Source organism: Microcoleus sp. SVA1B4, assembly GCF_036700545.1.
In the GTDB taxonomy this organism is placed as follows: domain Bacteria; phylum Cyanobacteriota; class Cyanobacteriia; order Cyanobacteriales; family Microcoleaceae; genus Microcoleus.
In genome coordinates, this window is sequence record NZ_JAUBPB010000013.1 from 1 (window position 1) to 21,920 (window position 21,920).

15 protein-coding genes are annotated in these 21,920 nt (G+C 46.0%); 9 read left to right on the top strand and 6 right to left on the bottom strand.

Annotated elements, in window-relative coordinates; all coding sequences use genetic code 11:
- Nucleotides 1-281 precede the first annotated feature (281 nt).
- Nucleotides 282-1,001: a PHP domain-containing protein gene (locus QT987_RS08770; RefSeq protein WP_333239062.1), complete on the top strand. Its 720-nt coding sequence runs from the start codon at nt 282-284 to the stop codon at nt 999-1,001.
- A 26-nt stretch (nt 1,002-1,027) separates the two neighbouring features.
- On the opposite strand, the gene QT987_RS08775 is transcribed toward QT987_RS08770, so the two are convergent.
- The 3 genes from QT987_RS08775 to QT987_RS08785 all read right to left on the bottom strand — a co-directional run bounded on the left by QT987_RS08775 (nt 1,028) and on the right by QT987_RS08785 (nt 5,573).
- Nucleotides 1,028-2,134 carry a HEAT repeat domain-containing protein gene (locus QT987_RS08775; RefSeq protein ID WP_333239064.1) on the bottom strand — a complete coding sequence of 369 codons (1,107 nt, stop codon included), beginning with the start codon at nt 2,132-2,134 and terminating at the stop codon, nt 1,028-1,030.
- Nucleotides 2,135-2,579: 445 nt separating this feature from the next.
- Complete coding sequence (locus tag QT987_RS08780; protein WP_333239066.1) at nt 2,580-3,746, bottom strand: CO2 hydration protein; 1,167 nt, start codon at nt 3,744-3,746, stop codon at nt 2,580-2,582.
- A 312-nt stretch (nt 3,747-4,058) separates the two neighbouring features.
- A complete protein-coding gene (locus tag QT987_RS08785; protein ID WP_333239068.1) occupies nt 4,059-5,573 on the bottom strand; it encodes an NADH-quinone oxidoreductase subunit M in 1,515 nt (504 codons plus the stop codon).
- A gap of 230 nt (nt 5,574-5,803) precedes the next feature.
- On the opposite strand from QT987_RS08785, the gene QT987_RS08790 reads away from it, so the two are divergent.
- Nucleotides 5,804-6,415: a Uma2 family endonuclease gene (locus QT987_RS08790; protein WP_333239070.1), complete on the top strand. Its 612-nt coding sequence runs from the start codon at nt 5,804-5,806 to the stop codon at nt 6,413-6,415.
- Nucleotides 6,416-6,540: 125 nt separating this feature from the next.
- Here the strand turns inward: QT987_RS08790 and QT987_RS08795 are convergent, their stop codons facing one another.
- Nucleotides 6,541-8,415: an NAD(P)H-quinone oxidoreductase subunit F gene (locus QT987_RS08795; RefSeq protein WP_333239072.1), complete on the bottom strand. Its 1,875-nt coding sequence runs from the start codon at nt 8,413-8,415 to the stop codon at nt 6,541-6,543.
- Between the two features lie 623 nt (nt 8,416-9,038).
- Between QT987_RS08795 and QT987_RS08800 the strand changes: the two genes are divergently transcribed.
- From QT987_RS08800 to QT987_RS08830, 7 genes are all read left to right on the top strand, one after another.
- Nucleotides 9,039-9,350, top strand: coding sequence for a carbon dioxide-concentrating mechanism protein CcmK (locus tag QT987_RS08800; RefSeq protein WP_006635059.1), 312 nt, complete (start codon nt 9,039-9,041; stop codon nt 9,348-9,350).
- A 96-nt stretch (nt 9,351-9,446) separates the two neighbouring features.
- Nucleotides 9,447-9,788, top strand: a complete 342-nt coding sequence (locus QT987_RS08805; RefSeq protein WP_006635058.1) for a carbon dioxide-concentrating mechanism protein CcmK — start codon at nt 9,447-9,449, stop codon at nt 9,786-9,788.
- 397 nt (nt 9,789-10,185) lie between these two features.
- Entirely contained in the window at nt 10,186-10,491 is a 306-nt protein-coding gene (locus tag QT987_RS08810; protein WP_172186882.1) for a EutN/CcmL family microcompartment protein, read from the top strand.
- A gap of 190 nt (nt 10,492-10,681) precedes the next feature.
- Nucleotides 10,682-12,337: a ribulose bisphosphate carboxylase small subunit gene (locus QT987_RS08815; protein ID WP_333239074.1), complete on the top strand. Its 1,656-nt coding sequence runs from the start codon at nt 10,682-10,684 to the stop codon at nt 12,335-12,337.
- 289 nt (nt 12,338-12,626) lie between these two features.
- Nucleotides 12,627-13,304, top strand: a complete 678-nt coding sequence (locus QT987_RS08820; RefSeq protein ID WP_333239076.1) for a carbon dioxide concentrating mechanism protein — start codon at nt 12,627-12,629, stop codon at nt 13,302-13,304.
- Between the two features lie 205 nt (nt 13,305-13,509).
- Nucleotides 13,510-14,283 carry a BMC domain-containing protein gene (locus QT987_RS08825; protein WP_333085236.1) on the top strand — a complete coding sequence of 258 codons (774 nt, stop codon included), beginning with the start codon at nt 13,510-13,512 and terminating at the stop codon, nt 14,281-14,283.
- Between the two features lie 450 nt (nt 14,284-14,733).
- Entirely contained in the window at nt 14,734-15,774 is a 1,041-nt protein-coding gene (locus QT987_RS08830) for a tetratricopeptide repeat protein (protein WP_333239078.1), read from the top strand.
- 287 nt (nt 15,775-16,061) lie between these two features.
- Here QT987_RS08830 and QT987_RS08835 read toward each other — a convergent pair whose 3' ends face one another.
- Together QT987_RS08835 and QT987_RS08840 are read right to left on the bottom strand one after the other, a co-directional pair.
- Entirely contained in the window at nt 16,062-17,417 is a 1,356-nt protein-coding gene (locus tag QT987_RS08835) for an aspartate aminotransferase family protein (protein WP_333239080.1), read from the bottom strand.
- 59 nt (nt 17,418-17,476) lie between these two features.
- Nucleotides 17,477-21,817 carry an amino acid adenylation domain-containing protein gene (locus tag QT987_RS08840; protein ID WP_333239083.1) on the bottom strand — a complete coding sequence of 1,447 codons (4,341 nt, stop codon included), beginning with the start codon at nt 21,815-21,817 and terminating at the stop codon, nt 17,477-17,479.
- Nucleotides 21,818-21,920: the final 103 nt, after the last annotated feature.

A 21,920-nucleotide genomic window follows, 5' to 3' on the forward strand; every position in this document is an offset into this window, starting at 1 on the left:
CATTCGGGGTACTTCGCTTAGCGCTCAGATTCATCCCCTCTGAATATACGCCCGGGACTTCCCGGCTGGTAGTTAAAATCAATAATCTCATAAACCCGCCCCCACCCGACGATAAAATGCTGGATAGAGAATTGTGCAAGATGTGCGAGTGAATTGATATCTTGTGCCGAACGCCACAATCAGCCAGATGTTTCAATCCTACAGCCGACTATTGCCACAGGTGCAACATATGAATTTATTAGATATATTAAACAAAGCTAGTTTTTTCTATAATAACGCTTATGGCTGTCAATTTCGCTACGTCCCCCGCTTCTAGTCTCAAACCAGAAGCCCAGAATATCTCAGCACTCAAACAAGTCTTCCAGACAATTGATGCCGATAGCTGTCCGGGTTCCTATAATTTTCATATGCACACAGTCTACTCCGACGGGCGATTGCAGCCAGAGAAATTGATGGAACAAGCCATAGCCCGCGGTCTCAAGGGCTTAGCTATCACCGACCACCACAGCACCGAAGGCTACGTTAAAGCTCAAATTTGGCTGGATAATTGGAAATTAAACCATCCTGACAAAAATAGTGAAGCACCTAGTCTCTGGACAGGCGCTGAAATTAATGCCGAATTGCTCAACAACGACGTACACATTCTCGGTTACGCCTTCGATCCGCAAAATCCCAGTCTCCAACCATACCTACGAGGTAAAAGCACTGAAGGTACTTATTGTTATTCAGCAGCTAGGGTAATTGAAGCTATTCATGAAGCAGGAGGTTTAGCAGTTCTCGCACATCCTTGCAGGTATCGATCGACTGCAGATAAACTAATCCCAGAAGCAGCCGGTTTCGGCATTGACGGTGTAGAAATTTACTATGCTTACGGTAATCCCAATCCTTGGAAACCCAGTCCCATGCAAACTGCTTTAGTCAAAGATTTAGCAGAAACTTATGCTTTGCTGGGAACTTGCGGAACCGATTCTCACGGTCTCAGTCTTTTAATCCGAATTTAGATAGTACAGATGAATTACTAATTAGGTTAAAAGGGAATTTCTTCATCAATCTCAGGAAACCTGGCAACCAGTTTATCCCAGGCTTCATTTGCCGCTTGTTTTACCCTATAATCGCTATCCCGCAAAGCATCAATCAGGGGTTCTACTGCTCTTAAATCTCCGATTTCTCCTAACGCCCAAACTGCCATCTCTCGAACTCGATTATGGCTATTTTTCAAAGGTTCGATCCAAGGGTCATTTGCTGGTTTATATTTGACCTGACCTAGCGATCTTGCTTCCCAATATTGAGTCATCCAGCTATCGTTTTGTAAAGCAGAAATGAGAGGTTCAACAGCCCCAGCATCGCCTAATTCTCCCAACATCTTAGCAGCTAATCCTTGAATCCCTAAATCATCGTAAGTCAAAACAGGTCTTTCTAAAGCCCGAATTAGGAGTTTTACAGTTCTTGGGTCTTTTAGCTCCCTTATATCGGCTGCTATATCTATAAAGGAGTGATAAGACGATAATTCTTGCAGTTTTTCCAGTAGTGAATCTACGATCTCTGAGTTGTGTTTGCACCAAATTTGATGCGCTTTTTGATAATCTTTAGTTACTGAGCCTGTAAAATCTTCATGTTTAGTTACGGAATAAGCTCCTGTTTCATAACACTCTGCTATCGTTACCATCATGCTGGTGAGGTTGGTATATTTCTTGGTAATGTCATCAGCGTCTTTATGATAGGCGAAAATTACCTGACTGATTTCTTGACTGCCGTCAACTAATACATAACCTCCAACTTCTGGTATATAACAAAAAAATATTTCCATCCAACGGGAACTATATATATTATTTCTCCACGGCTTATTAAAATTTAGCTTCGATCGATATTGTTCTATAGCAGTTTCTAGAGGATAAAAACTAAAATACTCAAAAATGTAAGCAGCATTTGCTATACCTAGACTATCTTCCGAACCATTTTTCCATTTGTATAACTCGTAAAGTTCTTGTGGAAATTGAATTGGCAAGTCTTTAACAAGTTCTTCAATTTCATTCTTAGACAAGCCTGGTTGTAATAATGAAATAGCTTCCGGCTTGTGTTCTTCTAACCATTTTAAAATTCGATGTAAAGCTTGATTCAATGATGTCAAAGTCATTTGAACTCACCAGAAAGCAGCATTTTCACAAACGATTAAGAACTTAGGCGATCTGATGCTTAGAAACCGGGTTTTTTACCTGATCTACTGGCTAGAACGCGTCTTTTTGGCAAAAAACCTGGTTTCACCGGCTCCCGTGCTGCGATTGTAGTGCTCGTCGCTGTGGACTTTAGCTTTGAGCAAGGGGTTTAAACCCCTTGCGGACTGACGGGATACGTGAAAGATATCAGTTTATTCGATGTATTAAACAATGCTAGTTGTTTGATAATAACCCTTATAACCCTTATTGTCAATACAAATTGCAGTGCGTGACTTCCGCATTCGCAACTTGCGAGTCAAATTTTCTCGCTGTCACGCACCCTACAATTGCATTTCCTAGAAGCGGTGCGTGAGTGTCCGCATTCGCAAGCGAGTCAAATATTTCTCGCTGTCACGCACCCTACAATTACCGTTCGGGGAACAACTGACAGGCCCTGTTAGTTGGCTGATTTGCCCAATCCAAGCGAGAATTCCCAAATCGATCCATCCAACCTTCCAAATAAGCTCGATTAGCCTTTCTTTCCTCTGGATCGGAGGTATTCATGGGATGAGGTGCTAGACCCAAAATAGTCGCCGTCGTCACGCAAAACATCGACTTCTGAAAACTTTGGCAAATTTGCACCCGCACATCGTCTTCACCGCGACAGCTAGTGCGATAAACTTCGTGCAAATACTCCGGCAAATAATGGCGCATATCTTGCATCAATTGAGTTGGCGGAATCCCTGCACCTCCAATAGGTAATGGATCAGCAAACAAAGCCCCGTAGGCAAAATCTTTTTGTTTTTCCGGGATTTGATGGGCTTGAGCGTTGTAGGAAACTGTGCCAAAAAAAGCTGTGCCCCGAAAGAAAACAGCCTCTACATAAGGCACGGCTACATCTGGTAAAAATGTTAAGTTAGCCGAGGCCGGAATGATATCGTAGACTTGACCGTGAATCTTGACGCTGTAAGTAATTGGCAGACTGGCGGCCGCGACTAAACCGGCTTTGACAAAATTAACAACGTCAGAAATAGACTTAGTTTCCCCTCGATCGTAGGAATCAGATAAGTCCATAAACAAATCGCTCATTACCCGCCAAAACTGACCGAGACCGGTGTAGTAAGCCAGCATCCGCACTTGTTCCGGCAAAAAATTAGGAAAGGTTTTGTTTAGTCCCTGCATGAAAAAATTGCCTTTCAATTTAGCAGCGATCGCCTTTTCGACCAAACTGCTAAATTCCGGGGAATCCAAATAACTATCCAAACCGCCGCCGCCGTGCCAAAGCATTGTTCTCATGCAATACTCAGCATACTCAAAATTTATGCGATCGTGCCACAAATAGCGAATTAATTTCGGCAGCGTCACCTCTCCGTTGAAATATTTAAAAAACGGAAAAAGCACTAAAAACTGTTCTTCTGCAATATAGTTGAGATTGCGAGAATAGGCATCTAAAACAATAGCATAACTTTTCAGTACGCCGATAACTTCAACCACATTTTCCGTAGATTCAGGCAGTAAAGCTTTGCCTGATTCCAAGATGTCAATGTATGCGGATAGGGGATGGGAAGATGGTTTTAATACGGTACTTGTCATTTTTATTTAACCTTAATTGAAGGAAGGCACGACACGGATTTGAACACGGATACACTGATGAATGGAATAGGTAGGGACACGGCAGTGCCGTGTCCCTACAGCCGTCTGCTGTATTTTATGGGATTGAAAACTGCCATAGGACTAAAGTCCGATGCTACTGATATCTTGCACCATTCTCAATTAGCCCTAGGGGCGGGTTCGCCAACAGCCTTAAAGCTTGCAAATAGGTTATATAAACCCGCCCGACCCCACGAAAAATCCTCTTATTGATATTGCTGCAAGATGTCAGATGCTACGAACTTAGGTCATATTTTATTTCAAGTTTTGAGCAATCACTTTAACTTGGGGTGGCACATTAGCAACCATTCCGATCGCAGTTTTCTCGCTCAAAGCAACTAAAACTCCCGGCTGCACTCCCATGATGGCAATAATTATTGCTAAAACCAGCGAAGGAATGCGATCGTCCCAGCGGACTTGCGGCAAATTTACCACCACATCCGAAAGGCGGCCGAAAAAGGCGCGGTTGACCATAATTAAAAAGTAAACTGAAGTTAAACCAGTGCCGATCATGCAGAGCAAAGTTTGCACGGGAAACACTGGCAAACTGCCCCGAAATATCAAAAATTCAGCAATAAATCCAGCCAAACCTGGAATGCCGGCACTAGCCATCACGCCGAGGATCATTAAACTGCCAATCATCGGCAAACCGCGATCGGGATTGAACAAACCTTTGAGCACATCGATGTTGCGGGTGCCGGATTTTTTGTAAATAACGCCGACACTCAAAAATAGCAGCCCTGAAATTAAACCGTGGCTAACCATTTGCAAAACTGTTCCCAGCATACTAATCGGAGTAGCTGCGGCGCTAGCTAACAAAATGTAGCCCATGTGAGCGATCGAACTGTAAGCTACAATTTTTTTCATATCTTTTTGGGCGATCGCGCAACTCGCCCCGTAAAGCACGCTTACCACCGCCCAACTCGCCAACCAAGGTGCCGCCACCGCCCACGCATCTGGAAACAAACCCAAACCAAAACGCAGCATCCCATAAGTTCCCAGCTTCAAAAGCACCCCCGCCAGCAGCACCGAAACCGGCGTCGAAGCTTCTACGTGAGCATCCGGCAGCCAAGTATGAAAAGGCACCAAAGGCATCTTAATTCCAAAAGCCAGCAACACCCCTGCCAGCAAAACAATTTGCCTTACCAAAGGCAATGGCAATCCTCCTTGTAAATGCGATGCGCCCGCTGCACCAACCATATCGAAACTCGAAGCACCGCTAAGCCAACCAGTACCCAAGAAAGCAGCCAGGAGCACAATTCCCGAAAATGCAGTATAGATTAAAAACTTAGTAGCAGCATAACCCCGGCGCTCGCCTCCCCAAATCGCAATTAACAGGTAAAGCGGAATCAATTCTACCTCAAAAAACAGGAAAAACAGCAGCAAATTTTGAGATAAAAAAGCCCCTGTTACGCCGCCGGTAATTAACAGAATCAAAGAATAATAAAGTCGAGGTCTGCGGATCGACTCATCCGTAGCGTAAATAGCTATTCCTGTCAGCAGAGTATTTAAAATTACCAAAGGCAGAGCCAAACCATCAACACCGAGATTGTAATTCAATCCCAAAACATCTATCCAAGGAATGAATTCCGCAAACTGCAACTGACTGGTACTGGCATCAAACTGAACTGCCAAAATCACCGAGAGAATAAAAGTTATACCCGCAATGGCGATCGCGACATTCCGAACTATTTTAGAACTGATCGCACCGGGCCAGAGCCCAATCATGGCAGCCGCCAACATAGGTATCCAGATTAAAGCACTGAGCATCAATTAAAACTTTCCTTTATTACGCAGTTTTTAGAGATATAGCAATCCTAAATCATTTGTGAATTTCTTACTCCCTCCCCAAGGCATCGGGGAGGGTTGGGGTGGGGTAAAAAATTTACGACTCCTGCAAGGATTGGTATATATTTAACATTAACGCAAAGCAACTGCATAAAAAAGCGATCGGCTGATTTTCTTGTTAACATAGATTCAAATGTGTCTGGAATCCTCCTATGACCTCAAGTCTTACAGATCGAGAAGATTTGCAAATTAAATCCGGTTCTCCTTCCACCCGCCTCACCTTTGCCGACTTGGAACAACTGCAAGGTATACTCTCGGAAGCGCATCTAGACTACCAATTAGAACTCGTAGACGGGAAGATTATCCTTATGGGCCCATCAGACATTGTATCGAGCGAAATTGGGGCAGAGTTAGTCAGACTTTTACTAAACTGGGTCAAACCCCGCAAACTTGGACGAGTGTTTGAGTCCAGTGGCGGGTTTATTCTCCCCAATTCAAATCTTACAGCACCCGATGTTTCGTTTGTAACCGCCGATCGCCTCAAACAAAGTAAAAGGTATTTTGCCGAACTCGTTCCCGACTTAGTTGTAGAAATCAAATCTCAGTCCGATCGCCTCAAACCCCTGCGAGAAAAAATTTTATCATTTATCGAACTAGGAGCCAAAGTAGGAATATTAATCGACCCTGACAAGCGCACAATAACAATTTACACTCCCCAAGCAGATCCAGTGGTATTGAGAGACGGCGACATGATTTCAATTCCCGAACTTTTGCCCGGTTGGGAAGTTCCAGTGATCGAATTGTGGCCGATCGAGTTTGAATAAAATTAGATAAAAAAGCAGACAAACCCAGAATAAAATCATCTGCGTTCATCTGCGGTTTAAAATTAAATAACATCAGACAAAAAGCAGACAAACCCAGAATAGATTCATCTGCCAAACTCTGCGGTTTAAAACTGCCAAATAATCAACGCCAGGAACACAGCAACCCCCGCCACAATAGTCAACACATAAAACTGCGACTGACCGGTGCCGCTGTACTTCAACCCTTCACCGCTGAAAATTGTGGCAAAACCGAACAAATTCACCGCCCCGTCCACCACATACCTATCAGTCCAAGCGCTGATTTTAGAAATAGAAGCCACAGCCCAAACGACAGTCAGACGGTAAACTCGATCGATATAAAAATCGTAAGCAAACAAATCCTGCAACGCCGGCACAGGCAGCCGTACCGGTCGAGGTAAAACCCCGTACCAATAAATCGCTACCCCAACCGCAACGCCAATCAACCCAGATAACAGCAACAGCGGCGTATCCAGCGTCTTCAACAGCAAATTTAAAGTATCAAAATCTCCCGTTTCCGCCCAAGGCCCAGTCCAACTAATTAACAGTTGCCACTGCTGCAACATCCAAGGAACCAACAGCCCCATCACTGTCAAAATTACCATCGGCAAAGCCATCGGCCAACCAACTTCTGGAGCTCTGCGAGTTTTCGGCTGCGGTTTTCCCACAAACACTAAACCGAATATGCGGGTTAAATTTAGGGCTGTCAAACCGTTAACTAAAAGCAGCACTATTACCAGCCACAAAGGCACCGTCCAAAAACCGTTGAGCCAGCGTCGCATCGCCCAAAAGTTGCCCAGAGGCAACAGGGCTACCATCCCCGCAGCGCCTACTAAATAAGCCGTAGTCGTGGCAGGCATCTTTGACCACAACCCACCCATTTCTGTTAAATTTTGAGTGTTAGTTGTGGTAATAATTGACCCTACGCTCATGAATAATAGGCCTTTGGCGATCGAGTGCGCGAACAGCAACAGTAAAGCAATGTCAACTTGATTTAGCCCCACGGCGATAAACACCAAACCCAAAGAAGCGCTGGTAGAATGCGATAGTGCTCTTTTGAGGTCGATTTGGGCGATCGCCACCAAGGAAGCGCCAACAGCCGTCACCGCACCCAAAACCACCAGCACCCCATCCGTCACGGGCGACAGCGCTAAAACAGGCTGAAGTTTAATCAAAACATAAGCCCCAGCGCCCACAACTACCGTATTCCGCATAATCGAAGCCGGGTTTGGCCCTTCCATCGCCTCGTCGAGCCACAAATGGAAGGGAAATTGAGCGCACTTGGCTGTAGGGGCGGAGATTAAAGCCAAACCTAAAAGAGTCGCCACTAGGGGAGACAAAGTTGCAGTTTCAGCCCATGTTTCTAAATCGGAAAAATTCAAACTTCCTGCTAAAGTTGAAAGCGTCACTACTCCCATCAGCAGTGGCACGTCTCCTACACGCTTGGTTAAAAACGCATCTCTAGCGGCTGTTACTACCAGCGGTTGAGCGTACCAAAACCCGACTAGCAAGTAAGTTGAAAGCGTCAGCATTTCCAATAAAGCGTAAGTTAGAAGCAGTGAGTCGCTAATAGCAATGCCGCTAATTGCTGCTTCAAAAAAACCGAGCAGCCCAAAAAATCGAGCTAGCGCCCAGTCTTTTTCCATGTAGCCTAGAGCGTAAATTTGTGCTAGCAAACTCAGAAGTGTAACTAACTCCATTGCTCCGACGCTGACCGTGGAGATTTCTATTGCAAAAGACAAATCTAAATCGGCTGCTTGCACCCAGTGCACGAGCAACTGTTGCGGCGGTTGATCCCAAGTCGCTGTAAAAATAACTGATCCGTGTATGAAAGCCACCACTGTCATCAGCAAATTGAAGTAAGCTGCTGGTCTTGGGCCTGTTCTGCGAATGGTGCCGGTAGACCACGGCAAAGTTAAAATTGCGCCTATTAAGCCATATAAAGGTACCCACCAACAGGCTTGGAGGAGAAATTGAGTCATTTAATTTATGCCTTAAACTTGAAATTACTGGCTGCTTTTATACAAAAACAGTAGCGGGCGATCGCGCGAGGCCCTAAAACTTTGACTAAACCCGATCGTATAGTTGTGGCAAAATAATTTGCAGTCCAGATTAACTATACATGAAAGCATCAAAACTGATAATTATCTCAACACAAAATTATAGGCTGAGCAGACGAGGCACTCAAAGAAAAAAATGCCTGCCGATGGGCCAAGACTGCCTTTTTTGGCGATTTACCCGCGATCCCCATTTTGAACTCCCCTAGTTTCCCGCCAGCGATCGGCTCCGGCTTCGCATACCGAACTCTACTTTATGAGTATTCTTACTTACTTTAATCCCCCCTCGCTCTCGGTATCTACCCCTCTAAATATTAAGATTATTAAATAAATATGAAATTATTTTAAGTAACATAAAAAATTTTAATTTTTGTTATTAAACATTATGATGTTAGTTTATATTGTCAAGGTGGACAGCTTCCCCTATTCTTATAGGATAGGAAGCTTTACACTGCCTTACTAAAAAATGTGGGCCTCCCCGTCCAAATTTTTAGATTTCTCAAAGATTTGTAACGGTAATTTCGCTCATCCTCAAAGGAGATTCAAAAATGTCAATTGCCGTGGGAATGATTGAGACAAAAGGTTTTCCCGCTGTGGTGGAAGCTGCCGATGCTATGGTCAAAGCTGCTCGCGTTACCCTCGTGGGCTATGAAAAAATCGGCAGCGCCCGCGTCACCGTAATTGTGCGCGGCAACGTGTCGGAAGTCCAAGCGTCAGTCGCAGCCGGAGTGGAATCCGTCAAGCGGGTCAACGGCGGAGAAGTCGTCTCTACCCACATCATCGCTCGCCCCCACGAAAACCTAGAATACGTTCTGCCGATTCGATATACAGAAGCAGTAGAACAGTTCCGAGGCTACTAAGTTCTTAGCGCACAAAAATTTCGTTAAAGAAAAATTTGTGCGATCGTCAAAAATTAACTGTTTAGTTCCCCAAATATTCAATCAGGAGTAAAACCAATGGCAATTGCAGTTGGCATGATCGAAACCCTAGGCTTCCCCGCAGTGGTAGAAGCCGCTGACGCGATGGTCAAAGCAGCCCGCGTCACCTTGGTAGGCTACGAAAAAATCGGTAGCGCTCGGGTTACGGTCATTGTAAGAGGAGATGTCTCGGAAGTGCAAGCTTCTGTCGCAGCCGGAGTAGAGTCAGTGAAGCGCGTTAACGGCGGACAAGTGATGTCCACCCACATTATCGCCCGCCCTCACGAAAACTTAGAGTACGTGCTGCCGATTCGCTACACCGAAGCTGTAGAACAGTTCCGTGAAGGCGTGAGTGGCATTCGCCCTCTCAACAGATCATAAGATAGGCGATTCCCTACGGGATAGCTTCGCTTCACGGCTGTTAGGGGCGTTTGGTAATTAAAAATTAAAAATCGCGATGTTTTTGATTTAGCATTTTTAATTTTTAATTGAGGTGGGCATGGGATATTGGTTATTAGTCATTAGTCATGAGTCCGTCGATTTTAGATTTTAGATTTTAGATTGACTCTCGCATTGAATTGGGGAGCTTGAACTCTTAGTCTAAAATTTCGGGATCATCCACTTAAGTGGGGAATTTTACCCGTTTCTGGCGAGTCATTAGTTACTAGACGAAGAACTCTAAAAGGCGCCGAGCAGACAGAAGAAAGCAAATCTAAAAACGACAAGTGACTAAGTGAAAAAATGACAATTACCAATTACCTATTACCTATTACCTAAAATGCAAATGGCCAAAGTTCTCGGCACAGTTGTCAGTACCCAAAAAGAGCCGACACTGAGAGGATCGAAATTTCTACTGCTGCAATTCATCGATGAGGAAGGTTCGCCAGTTCCCGGCTATGAGGTAGCCGCTGACTGTGTGGGCGCTGGTATAGATGAATGGGTTTTAGTAACCCGAGGCAGCGCAGCCCGGATCGCGCCCGGAAGCGAAAACCGTCCGATCGATGCTCTAGTAGTAGGCATTATAGATACTGTCAATGTAGAAAACCGCCTCATTTACAGTAAAAAAGACGACCCATACCGCTAGTTGGCAGTTGACAGTTGGCAGTTGACAGTTGGCAGTGAACAGTGAACAGTGAACAGTGAACAGTGAACAGTGAACAGTGAACAGTGAACAGCTAACAGTGAACAGTTGACAGTGAACAGTGAACAGCTAACAGTGAACAGTTGACAACTAACAACTAACAAAAAATTTTCAGCTTAGGAGAACTTAATTTATGGCAGTCCGCAACGTTGCGGCTCCCCCGACGCCTTGGTCGAAAAACTTGGCTGAGCCTAAAATTCACGACACCGCCTTCGTACATTCCTTTTCTAACATTATTGGGGATGTGCAGATCGGTTCTAATGTGATGATTGCCCCCGGGACATCTATCCGCGCCGATGAAGGTACTCCTTTTTATATCGGACAAGGAAGCAACATTCAAGACGGAGTAGTGATTCACGGCCTAGAACAAGGCCGAGTCACAGGAGACGACGACAAATCTTATTCTGTGTGGGTGGGGAAAAATACTTCCCTCACCCACATGAGTTTAATTCACGGCCCGGCCTACGTGGGCGACAACTGCTTTATCGGCTTTCGCTCCACGGTGTTCAATGCCAGAGTGGGCAACGGCTGCATTGTCATGATGCACGTACTAATTAAAGATGTGGAGATTCCCCCCGGTAAGTACGTACCTTCGGGAGCCATCATCACTAATCAGAAGCAAGCCGATCGCTTGCCTGACGTTCAAGATTCTGACATTCAATTTGCGACCCATGTCATCGGCATCAATGACGCTCTGAGAACGGGTTATCGCTGCGCTGAGAACATCGCCTGTCTAGCACCAATTCGCAACGAGCAAACTAAAAACCCAAATATGACTCAAACCAAATATTCTACCCATGCCGGCACCCAATTGAGTTCAACTCTTGCCGATAGCATCCGTAATTTACTAGCTCAAGGATACAGCGTGGGAGCCGAACACGCCGACGCACGCCGCTTCCGTACCGGTTCTTGGCGCACTTGCGGCCCCATTTCCTCAACCCGCGACTCTGAAGTAATCGCGGCCTTGTCAGCTTGCATGGCCGAGCACCAAGGAGAATACGTCCGCTTGATCGGGATTGACACCAAAGCCAAGCGCCGCGTACTAGAAGAAATCGTCCAAAGACCGGGAGACAACGGCTCTAACGGTTCTAACGGTGCGAAAACTCACCAATCTAACGGTAAAGTTGCACAACAAGCTTCATACCACAATAGCGGTTCCGTGTCAAGCGGAAAATTGAGTGCCGAAACAGTGACTCAGGTTCGCGGCTTGCTAGCTCAAGGCTACAAAATTGGCACGGAACACGCCGACGCGCGCCGCTTCCGCACCAGTTCTTGGCAAAGCGGGGCTTCGCTGCAAGTCAAAAATGAATCTGAGGCGATCGCCGCTTTGGAAGCTGTGATGAACGAGTACCCGGGTGAGTACGTGCGCTTGATCGGGATTGACCCGAAAGCTAAGCGACGCATAGTTGAAGAAATTATTCAGCGTCCCGACGGCCCGGTTGCTCAATCGGCTAAGCCTGCAGGAACATCTAAGTCGGCAGCAACATCGGGATACAAAGCAGCTTCGACTGGTTCGGCCAGCAGCGGCAGTTTGACCGGCAAGACGATCGACCAAATCCGCAACCTGCTTTCCCAAGGCTACAAAATTGGCACGGAACACGCCGACGCGCGCCGTTTCCGCACCGGTTCTTGGAGCAGTTGCGCCCCGATCGCCTCCAACCGCGAAGCCGAAGTGATTTCCGCCCTCGAAAGCTGTCTCAAAGAACACAGCGGCGAGTACGTCCGCTTGCTGGGTATCGACTCCAAGGCGAAGCGCCGGGTACTGGAAGAAATTATCCAGCGTCCTTAATTTGCTAGGTAATTAGCTTGTTTCTTCCGTTAAGTCCTCGCACTGGGGCCAACGGGAGAAACCCCAGCGGATTGAAGTTGGATTTGAGATAGTTAAAAAGCTCGATTGACAAATGTTGGTCAAAATCTAGAATCTTCTGAAAGTTTCTATAAAACGTTAAAGCATCAAGCTTATCAGTATTAGTAAATTATCGTTTCTTAGATTGACATGGTTAAATTTATCAGTCGAGAAAACCCATAATTTAAAGTCGTTTTATCGAAAAAAATAGCTCCTTTCATGGTGAAGTCGAATGTATTTATCGCCCCTGCAATTAAGTAGCAACTCTCAGATTTTGATGAGTGGCGATGTAGTTGTTCATGAGGGTGCGGCGATCGCCCCTGGAGCAATCCTGCAAGCAGAGCCCGGAAGCCGGATCTCGATCGCCGCCGGTGCCTGTATCGGCATGGGAGTTATCCTTCACGCCCGTGAAGGTACTCTGGAAATCGCGGCGGGCGTTATTTTGGGTGCAGGGGTGCTGGTGGTAGGTGCGGGAACGATCGGGGAAAATGCCTGTATTGGCGCAGCGACCACCCTAATCAATCCTTGTATCGACCAAATGCAAATTATGCCAGCAGGTTCTCTAATGGGAGATACCAGCCGCCAAGTCACCCCAGAAGCAACCGCAGCAGCGCCAACAGCAGCGCCAACATCACCAGAAACCCCCGAAGCCACTACGCCACCAGTCGATCAACCGATCGAGCCGATCGAGCCGCCACAACCCCCCGAAACACCGCCTCAAACTGCGCCGGAGACGGCCCCAGACCCGCCGGAATCCACCGCCGCAGAGCCGCCCCAACCAGGGGAAACGCCAACTATTCTGTACGGCCAAGCTCACATCAATCGGCTGTTGGGGACACTGTTTCCGCACCGACAAGCTTTTAATCGATCGGAGGAAAACGGTCAAACTCTATCGGGCGGTTCCGGGTAGCCGTCATTTCGGCAAAAGACAGCTATGCTGAAGGCAGGAAGATCAAATATAAATAGGTAATCTCATATTATTGGTAGCTCAGCAATTGGTAAGGCCTTGCCGCAGCAATCAGTGTCTTGTAGCTCGTGCAGTCTGTCTTCTCATCTGAGAAACTATAAACTATCAACAAATTTTTATTTTGGGAAGTTTCTAAGGGTAATAGAAGATGGACGGACAAACAGATCGTAACAGTCACGAAGAGCGATCGCAGCGCCAGGAATACTTCAAAGACACTGCTTTGGGTTTGGTATCCACCAAGAGTTTTCCGGCAATTGTGGGGACTGCTGACATGATGCTGAAGTCGGCAGGAGTGATTTTAGTAGGATACGAAAAAATTGGTTCCGGTCACTGTACCGCGATCGTCCGGGGCAGAATTTCCGATGTGCGTTTGGCTGTGGAAGCTGGAGCTCAAACTGCCGAACAGTTCGGGCAGTTTGTTTCTAAGTTGGTGATTGCTAGACCTTTGGCTAATTTGGAAGTGGTTTTGCCGATCGGCTTTCGCCTGACTGAACTTTCCGAAAGTGGCAATTATTCTCGGCTAAGCAATCAGGCGATCGGTTTGCTCGAAACGCGGGGATTTCCGGCAATGGTCGGTGCTTGCGATGCTATGCTCAAATCCGCAGACGTACACTTGGCAGCTTACGAGAAAATAGGCGCCGGTTTGTGCACGGCAATTATTCGCGGTGCAGTTGCAGATGTAGCAGTAGCCGTAGAAGCCGGGATGTACGAAGCTGAGCGAATTGGCGAGTTGAACGCGGTGATGGTAATTCCGAGGCCTTTGGAAGATTTGGAACAAACTTTACCGCTGGCGAGTTGCTGGATCGAACACCGTAAACCTGTGATGATGCCCATGTCGGTTAAGGAAAAGGAACAAGAATTGATCGAACTTCCCGATTTGGAGAAATTGAGAGTTTATGTGGAAGAGGAAATCAATCGGTAATTGGTAATTAGGCAACAAAAGTTTGTAGAGACGTACTGCCGCAAATACTGAGACGAAGTTTGTTAAAAAAATATAGAGTTTACTCGGTAGGACTGCTGGCAACAATTTATACAGAGTAGCGGTCTCAAACTTAATTTGGCGATCGAGCCGATCGCCGCCGCATCAAGAAACACACAGCACCAAGTAAAACTAGACTTTTGAGATCAAGTCGATCGGGTAAACAATCGAACTGACTAATAAGTCAATCCAGCCGACGTGCAGAGCCTTTCAACAGGATTTAACTACTGTTAAAATAAACCAAAAATCCTGTCTAGGGTAGATTGCCGGGAATCATTTAAGAGTTACTCTGACTGCGTGTGGATGCTCTTTCAACAGATTAACGGCTGTCGAACTCAAAACTGACTGCACAGGAATCAACCCCCAGCATCAAGCACTCCTGAAAGTTGACCTATGAACCTCAAACAATTTTACAAGCGCGGTTTGCACAGCGCCAAGAAAGGAAACTATGAAGCGGCGATCGACGATTTCGATCGCATACTGCAACTCAATCCCGCCGATGCCAAAGCCTATAACAATCGCGGCTTGGTGTATTATTACATGAAAGACTACCAAAAAGCGATCGCAGACCTCAGCCAAGCCCTAGATATCAATCCTAATTTCTTCGAGGCTTACCTGAATCGAGGCAATGCTTGGCGTCATCTCGGAGAACACGACAAAGCCATTGAAGATTTAAACTGTGCTTTAGCAAATAAGCCTAACAGCCACGCTATCTACAACAACCGGGGACTGGTACTTGCTAATTTAGGAAACTACGAAGAAGCAATAGAAGACTACAATCGAGCTCTCTCTATCAATTCCAACAATTATAAAACCTATTACAACCGGGGGCGCGCTTACTACCTTTTGGGAGAAAAAGAGGCAGCAACGGAAAACTTTAACGAAACGCTGCGGTTGAATCCTAAATATATCAAAGCTTACATAAATCGAGGTCTCTGTTACCACCAACTAGGAGACAATACGCAGGCGATGGCCGATTACAACATTGCACTCGCCATCGATCCACAAAATGTTTATGCCTATTATAACAGAGGTTGCGTTCGCTATAAATTAAAACAAATGCAGCTTGCAATTGAAGACTTTGACCAAGCAGTAAGACTCGATCCGAACTATGTTAAAGCTTATCTCAACCGGGGTTTAGCGCTGTATAAACTTGGAGATGTTGCGGCAGCAAATAAGGATTTTTACCACGTAATGTGCATTAATGCTGAAGCTTATGTATACTACCAAGCCCAGCGGTGCACGCCTGATATTAATTCATACTTCAAGGAAGCGCCGCAGGTGGAACTTAATAATGCTGCGGAATACTACAACACAACATTAAATACGATGTCAACTTCCTTAAGTTCTGCAGCATTAAACGCGGTCTGGAATCAAGAAGATTTGGAGAACAGAGACTCGATTATCTGTGAAGGTGAATTTATTAATGATTGATTTAGTAAGTAGTCAGTAGCCATTATTCATTAGACTTATTGCATAAATCTTTGAGCGAGGAAACCGCAGATGCAACGCACAGACATTTAAACCCACATTCCGCAACCCCCAACGGGCAGCCTACATGGATTGAGTAGATCGAAGTGAATCATCCGAGACAACGGTAAGTAGAAATATTCAATAATTTCTGTCCCTAATGAGCACCCTGTTCTCCATTCCTGAAAATTGAGGTTCGGAAGAGAGTTAAATCTGATTCCGTTAAAAATGCGCGAGATCAAAAACCAAGTTTATTGCTGAATCGGGAAAAAGCCTCCTTCGCGCATTTCTTGAATACTTTCTTTAACAGCCTGAATGATGCGATCGATGTCTTCATTAGTGTGAGCGCTAGAGAGAAAGCAGCTACGACCTTCGGATATGAAAATACGCTTTTCGAGTAAGTGAAAAAGTAGCGGATCTATCTCAACGGATGCAGCAGCGCGAAATTGCGATCCGAAATTTACAAGCCAGACAGAGACTTCATTTTCTTTGAAATAAGCATTCAGGGTTTCAACTAGCTGCGAAGTTCGCTGATTCAACTGCTGCTGAAGGGCGGGGCCTTGACTTTTAAGATAGCGCAGTACGGAACGCGCAGCGGCCAGAGCAAGTGGGTGCTTGCAAAAAGTGCCGGCAAAAATTGTTGTTTTTACCTGGGGGTAGGAATCATCGCCGTAGTTCCACAAACCGCCGTCAATTTTATCCATATAAGCAGCTTTTCCAGCGATAACTCCAATGGGCATACCGCCCCCGACAATTTTACCGTAAGTTGCAATATCTGCCTCAATGCCAAACCACGCCTGCGCGCCACCTTGATGAATTCGGAAACCACTAACCATTTCATCAAAAATCAGCGCAATTTCTGATTCTTTTGTTAATTGCCTGAGTTGCTGGAGAAATTCTTTAGGTTGCAAATCGAGACGGCGGCTTTGCACCGGCTCCACGAGAACCGCCGCTAATTCGTGCTGATGAGCTTTGATAATTTCCAGGGCATGAGGGCTTCCGTAATCCAAAACTAAAACATCTTCAATAAAATTAGCGGGAATTCCTGGCGCTTTTGGAATGGTGCATAAATCGCCATTTATCTTTTTTACAACTGCGAGAGTTCCGTCAAAATGACCGTGATAAGAACCAGAAAACAAAGCAATTTTATTGCGTTTAGTTGCCGCTCTAGCTAATCGTAGGGCTGCCATCACCGCTTCTGTGCCGGTATTAGAAAAAGCGACGCGATCCATTCCCGTTAATTCGCAGATTAATTCCGCAACTTCTCCGGCAAGGTCTGCTTGTGGGCCAATTTGTACGCCGCGATCGAGTTGCTCTAATAAAGCTTCTTTAATAAAGGGCGGATTATGACCGAAAAGATTGATGCCAAATCCCATTGTGATATCGATGTATTCGTTGCCATCAACATCCCACATTTTAGAGCCAAGCGATCGCTCAGCGACAAGGGGATAAAACATCTCCTTGACGGGAAAGCGAAACCCATCAGAAGCCCGATTGTCAGCGAGAACCGGACGGTATTTTTGCGCGAAATTCTTAGAGGTCTTTGTGCGATCGGTGTAGCGCTCTATCAGCGATTTCATGTGTCTTTGCTGCAATTGTTCGTTCATTTTGAATTCTCCAGAGATTGAGCTAGGTAGGGGCGCAATGCTTTGCGCCCTTACAGGTTTTAATTGCGGCTACCTATCAAGCCAGAATCGACAAGATAGGAAAAATAAGTCCGAAACAAACTCGCATCCGCTTGCGGGCAGATAATGTCCGTTCCAGAAAGTCCCTTCAACGCATTCTGGCAATCAAATTGCAGCGTCGCAGATTTAGCCATGTCTGCATCAGAAACTTTTTCGGAAAAAAGACCGACAAGCGGGTACAAAGCATGATCGGGAGAATTTCCAGCGCGATTGATTATTTCTGCTTGCCAAGTCTCAGAAGAAACTCGTTTGATTGGATAACCCATTGAGCAAATCCAGCCCAGCAATTCACTCATTTGAAAGGACTGAGGGTTGACTAAATGAAACGTCTTTCCGAGCAATTCTTTTTGGCTCGAAAGATGAACGATCGCTCCGCTCACATAGTCAACAGGCGCTACATTCATCAGCTTATCGTCATCGGGTGCACATCCAAGTTGCACGCAACCAGCGATTAACCTGTATAGTAAATCGCTGGGATTGCAAGCCCCTGTTTTGCTGTCCCCAGAAATGCGACCTGGCCTGTAAATGCTAACAGGAATTCCGCGATCGCGCGCGACCTCTACTAACTTTTCTGCCACCCATTTAGTCTGAGTATAAGCGCCTTTGAGACCCTCTCCCGGAGTGAGTTCGTCCTCCTCTCGCACGTGCTTAATCCCAGATTCTCCCATTGCCGAAAAAACGGAAATAGTAGAAATTAAATGGACTGGTTTTAGCTTACTTTGACTCGCCAATCTCAGAACTTCCTGCGTCCCCAAAACGTTAGCCGGTTTGAGAACCGAGTAGGGATAAGTAAACTTGACAAACGCGCCATTGTGGTAAATGACATCAATTTTACTGGCTAAAACTCCGAACTGCTCCTCGGAAAGCCCCAAAAGTGGTTGAGACAAATCTCCAGCAATTGGGATAATGCGATCGCTGCTGCTTTCATCCCAAATTAAATAGGATTCGAGGCTGCTTTGAATCCGCTTTTTAGCTGATTCTGCATCGGCAGAACGGACTAGGCAATAAATTTCTGCTTGAGTTTGTTGCAAGAGGTCGCGGAGTAAAAAGGCTCCCAAAAAGCCCGTCGCCCCTGTTAACAGAATGCAAGCTGGTTCAGTTTTTGGCTCCCTCCATGGAGTTGCAGGGCGAATTGCCGGGTCTAAAACAACTTCAGCGTTAATATCGAAACTTGCAGTGCGATCGCCCGCTGTGTTGCCCCCTTGCTGCATTTCGATTTTTTCAGCTAAACCAGCTACCGTAGGAGCTTCAAACAAAACGCGCAAAGGCAATTCCACCTGAAAAGATTCTCGCACTTTAGCTAACAACTGAGTAATCAGTAATGAGTGTCCCCCCAAGTCAAAGAAATTGTCGTGAATTCCTACCTTTTTAAGGTTGAGAAGCTGGCTCCAAATTCCGGCAAGAATCTCCTCACCGGGAGTGCGAGGGCCTACAAACGTATCTGTAAAATTGGCTGCTATGGACGGTGCAGGAAGCGCTTGACGATCTATTTTGCCATTGGGAGTCAGTGGCAGCGCTTTCAGAACCACAAAAGCAGAAGGTATCATGTATTCGGGTAGCTTTTCTTTGAGGAATGAACGCAGGCTCTCAATCAGTTGTGAGTCCTGAACGCTGAGTTTTGAGTGAGAAACGATATAGGCGACTAAACGCTGATTTCCCGGTTCATTTTCCTGAAGTAAAACGGCTGCCTCGCGTACAGAGGGATGATGAGACAGCCCCGCCTCAACTTCCCCTAATTCAATGCGGAAACCTCGCAGCTTTACTTGGTCGTCAATTCGCCCGATAAATTCTATATTTCCGTCTGGCAAATAGCGAGCTAAGTCGCCAGTTTTGTAAAGTCGAGTTTCCGGTTCCTGAGTGAATGAATTGCAAATAAATTTTTCTGCGGTGAGTTCTGGTTGGTTTAGATAGCCACGAGCCAATCCCGCACCCGCAATATATAATTCACCCGCTACCCCTACAGGAACCGGCTGCAAGTGCGAATCGAGCAAATAAATCTGCGTGTTGGGTAGCGGGCGACCTAAAGGAACTGTCTGGGAAATGCGATCGCCCTGCATTCGTACCTGATAAGTCAGCACGCCTACAGTTGTTTCTGTCGGCCCGTAATGGTTGAATATCGAGCAGTCGGGATTGTATTTCTGAATTGTTTCAATTAAATTCCACATCAAAGGCTCACCGCCGAGAATTAATCGCTTTTTCGGTAAGATTTGCGAGGCGTTAGAAGCGCTCAACAAAGCTTTTAAGTGAGAGGGAACAATTTTCAGACAATCGATAGAATGTTGCTGAAAATAAGCCGCAATTGCTTGAGGATCTGTGGCGCGTTCTTGAGAGATGATGTGCAGGCATCCACCCGAACACAAAGCCGGAAAAATAACGGTGTTTCCCAAGTCGGCTGCGAAGGTAGAAACGGTGGCATAATTTGCACCTGATGGCAGGTTTAATTTTTCCTGAATTCCGTGCAGGTAATTGAGCAGTTGTCGGTGTTCAATGGCGACTCCTTTGGGGGTGCCGGTGGAACCGGAGGTATAGATAATGTAAGCTAAATTTTCAGGAGAAGCAGAGACGAAAGTAGTAGGAGAAAAAGAGGGAATGTCTGTATCTAAGCAGACGATATGTGCCTGAGTTTCAGGTAAATTTTTGATGAGATGCTGTTGCGTTAACAGCACTGGAGTCTGAGCATTTTGCAACATCAATGCTAGACGCTCTTTGGGCATGGCTGAATCGAGCGGTAGGTACGCGCCACCTGCTTTGAGGATGCCTAGAATTCCAGCGATCGCCTCTAAAGAGCGATCGACGCAAAGGCCAACAATCACCTCTGGCTTGACACCTAATTGTTGCAGGTAATGGGCGATTTTGTTAGCGCGGGCGTTGAGTTCGCTGTAGGTAATTTGCTGATTTTCACAAACAGCAGCTATACTGTTGGGCGATCGCTCTGCTTGTTCTTCAAATAGCTGATGCACGCACTTATCGAGCGGGTAATCTGCTTTTGTGCTGTTGAATTCTACTAATAATTCATTTCGGGCGCGATCGCTCAGCATTTCGAGCTTGCCGATTGCGGTTTGTGGGTTGCTGGCTACACTTTGCACTAAGGCGTAAAATTGCTCTGCCAAGCACCGGATACTTTTGTCTGCAAGGAAGATAGGATCGTAGTGAAACTCAGCGGCGAGCGAGTCTTTTTGGCGGTGGCAAGAGAGTTTAACTTTGAAGCGATCGCAGCACGCATACTGCTTGTAAATCGAAAAAAATACGCCACTAGCCGAATGCTTTTCGAGTTGTTCCTCAAACTCGAAACCAAATGGAAAGCCGGAAGAGTTACCTAGATATTCGTGGGAGAAGTATTCTTGATACTTGTATGCTTCGCGTTCTTCCTGCTGAATTTGCTGCAAGGTTTCCGCGAAGGAAAAGTTTTCTGTTAGTTGGCTCCGCAGCGGTAAAAATTTGGCAAACAGCCCCAGCGCTGGCTCTAGTTCTTCGTATTTTCGACCGTCGAATGCCACGCCAACAGCGCTCTCTGATTGGCCAATCAGCCGCCAGAGTAAAATTTTCCAGCAAGCGAGCAAGAATGTAGAAAGTGAGGCGTTGTACTGGCGGGCGATCGCTTCCACTTGAACCAGCAAAGCTAACTCTAATTTGACCTCAAAAGCTTGGGGAGTAAATTGAGCTGGCGCGTTAATTAATCTATTTTCAAACGGCAACCTTAAACTCGCTAGCGCTGAAAAATTATGCCCAGTCCAGTATTCTTTGCCCTCCGCCGCTTCCTCATCTTCGAGCAATTCATTTTGCCATTCGGAAAATTGAATGTATTGCACAATTTCATCGGTAATTTCTTCGCCGTTAAGGCAGGCGGCATAGCACTGGCTGATTTCTTGAACCAGATTTTTTACTGTGCGACTATCGGCGCACAGTGCGGGCAAACTAACCAGTAAAATATGCCTCTGTGATGAAAGTGTAATTAAAGACAAGTGCCAAGCCGGATTGCGATCGAAGTTGAAGAAAGCGCTCTTTTCTTGCTGAAAAATCTCTTCAATTTTGGCTTCTTGCTCCTGGGGATTTACTTCACTCAAGTTAACCCAGTTCCACGAAACAGAGCTATGTTCGGAGATAACTTGTATAGGAATTTTTAGCCCGACCTTTCGCTGAAAGCTTGTGCGGATAATTTCGTGGCGATCGCTAACTTTTTCTAAAGCTTTCTTTAGGCGATCGGTTTGAAGAATTCCCTCCATCAAAATAGCGGATTGAATGCGATAAGCAGCGCTGTCTTGCTGCAAAAGCCACAGATATTTTTGCTGGGGTGAAAGCCGAAATCCATTAATTGTTTGCATTGTTCCTCTTTATCAAAGCACTACTTTATTGTCGTTACCTTTGCCGGGAAGAGATGATATCATGTCTGATCGATTGACCATAATATCCCGGCCGGGCGGGTTT

Coding starts and splice junctions, on each gene's coding strand:
- QT987_RS08810 (WP_172186882.1), top strand. CDS start 10,186: ATGCAAATGGCCAAAGTTCTCGGCACAGTTGTCAGTACCCAAAAAGAG.
- QT987_RS08800 (WP_006635059.1), top strand. CDS start 9,039: ATGTCAATTGCCGTGGGAATGATTGAGACAAAAGGTTTTCCCGCTGTG.
- QT987_RS08830 (WP_333239078.1), top strand. CDS start 14,734: ATGAACCTCAAACAATTTTACAAGCGCGGTTTGCACAGCGCCAAGAAA.
- QT987_RS08835 (WP_333239080.1), bottom strand. CDS start 17,417: ATGAACGAACAATTGCAGCAAAGACACATGAAATCGCTGATAGAGCGC.
- QT987_RS08795 (WP_333239072.1), bottom strand. CDS start 8,415: ATGACTCAATTTCTCCTCCAAGCCTGTTGGTGGGTACCTTTATATGGC.
- QT987_RS08825 (WP_333085236.1), top strand. CDS start 13,510: ATGGACGGACAAACAGATCGTAACAGTCACGAAGAGCGATCGCAGCGC.
- QT987_RS08805 (WP_006635058.1), top strand. CDS start 9,447: ATGGCAATTGCAGTTGGCATGATCGAAACCCTAGGCTTCCCCGCAGTG.
- QT987_RS08780 (WP_333239066.1), bottom strand. CDS start 3,746: ATGACAAGTACCGTATTAAAACCATCTTCCCATCCCCTATCCGCATAC.
- QT987_RS08815 (WP_333239074.1), top strand. CDS start 10,682: ATGGCAGTCCGCAACGTTGCGGCTCCCCCGACGCCTTGGTCGAAAAAC.
- QT987_RS08785 (WP_333239068.1), bottom strand. CDS start 5,573: ATGCTCAGTGCTTTAATCTGGATACCTATGTTGGCGGCTGCCATGATT.
- QT987_RS08790 (WP_333239070.1), top strand. CDS start 5,804: ATGACCTCAAGTCTTACAGATCGAGAAGATTTGCAAATTAAATCCGGT.
- QT987_RS08775 (WP_333239064.1), bottom strand. CDS start 2,134: ATGACTTTGACATCATTGAATCAAGCTTTACATCGAATTTTAAAATGG.
- QT987_RS08840 (WP_333239083.1), bottom strand. CDS start 21,817: ATGCAAACAATTAATGGATTTCGGCTTTCACCCCAGCAAAAATATCTG.
- QT987_RS08770 (WP_333239062.1), top strand. CDS start 282: ATGGCTGTCAATTTCGCTACGTCCCCCGCTTCTAGTCTCAAACCAGAA.
- QT987_RS08820 (WP_333239076.1), top strand. CDS start 12,627: ATGTATTTATCGCCCCTGCAATTAAGTAGCAACTCTCAGATTTTGATG.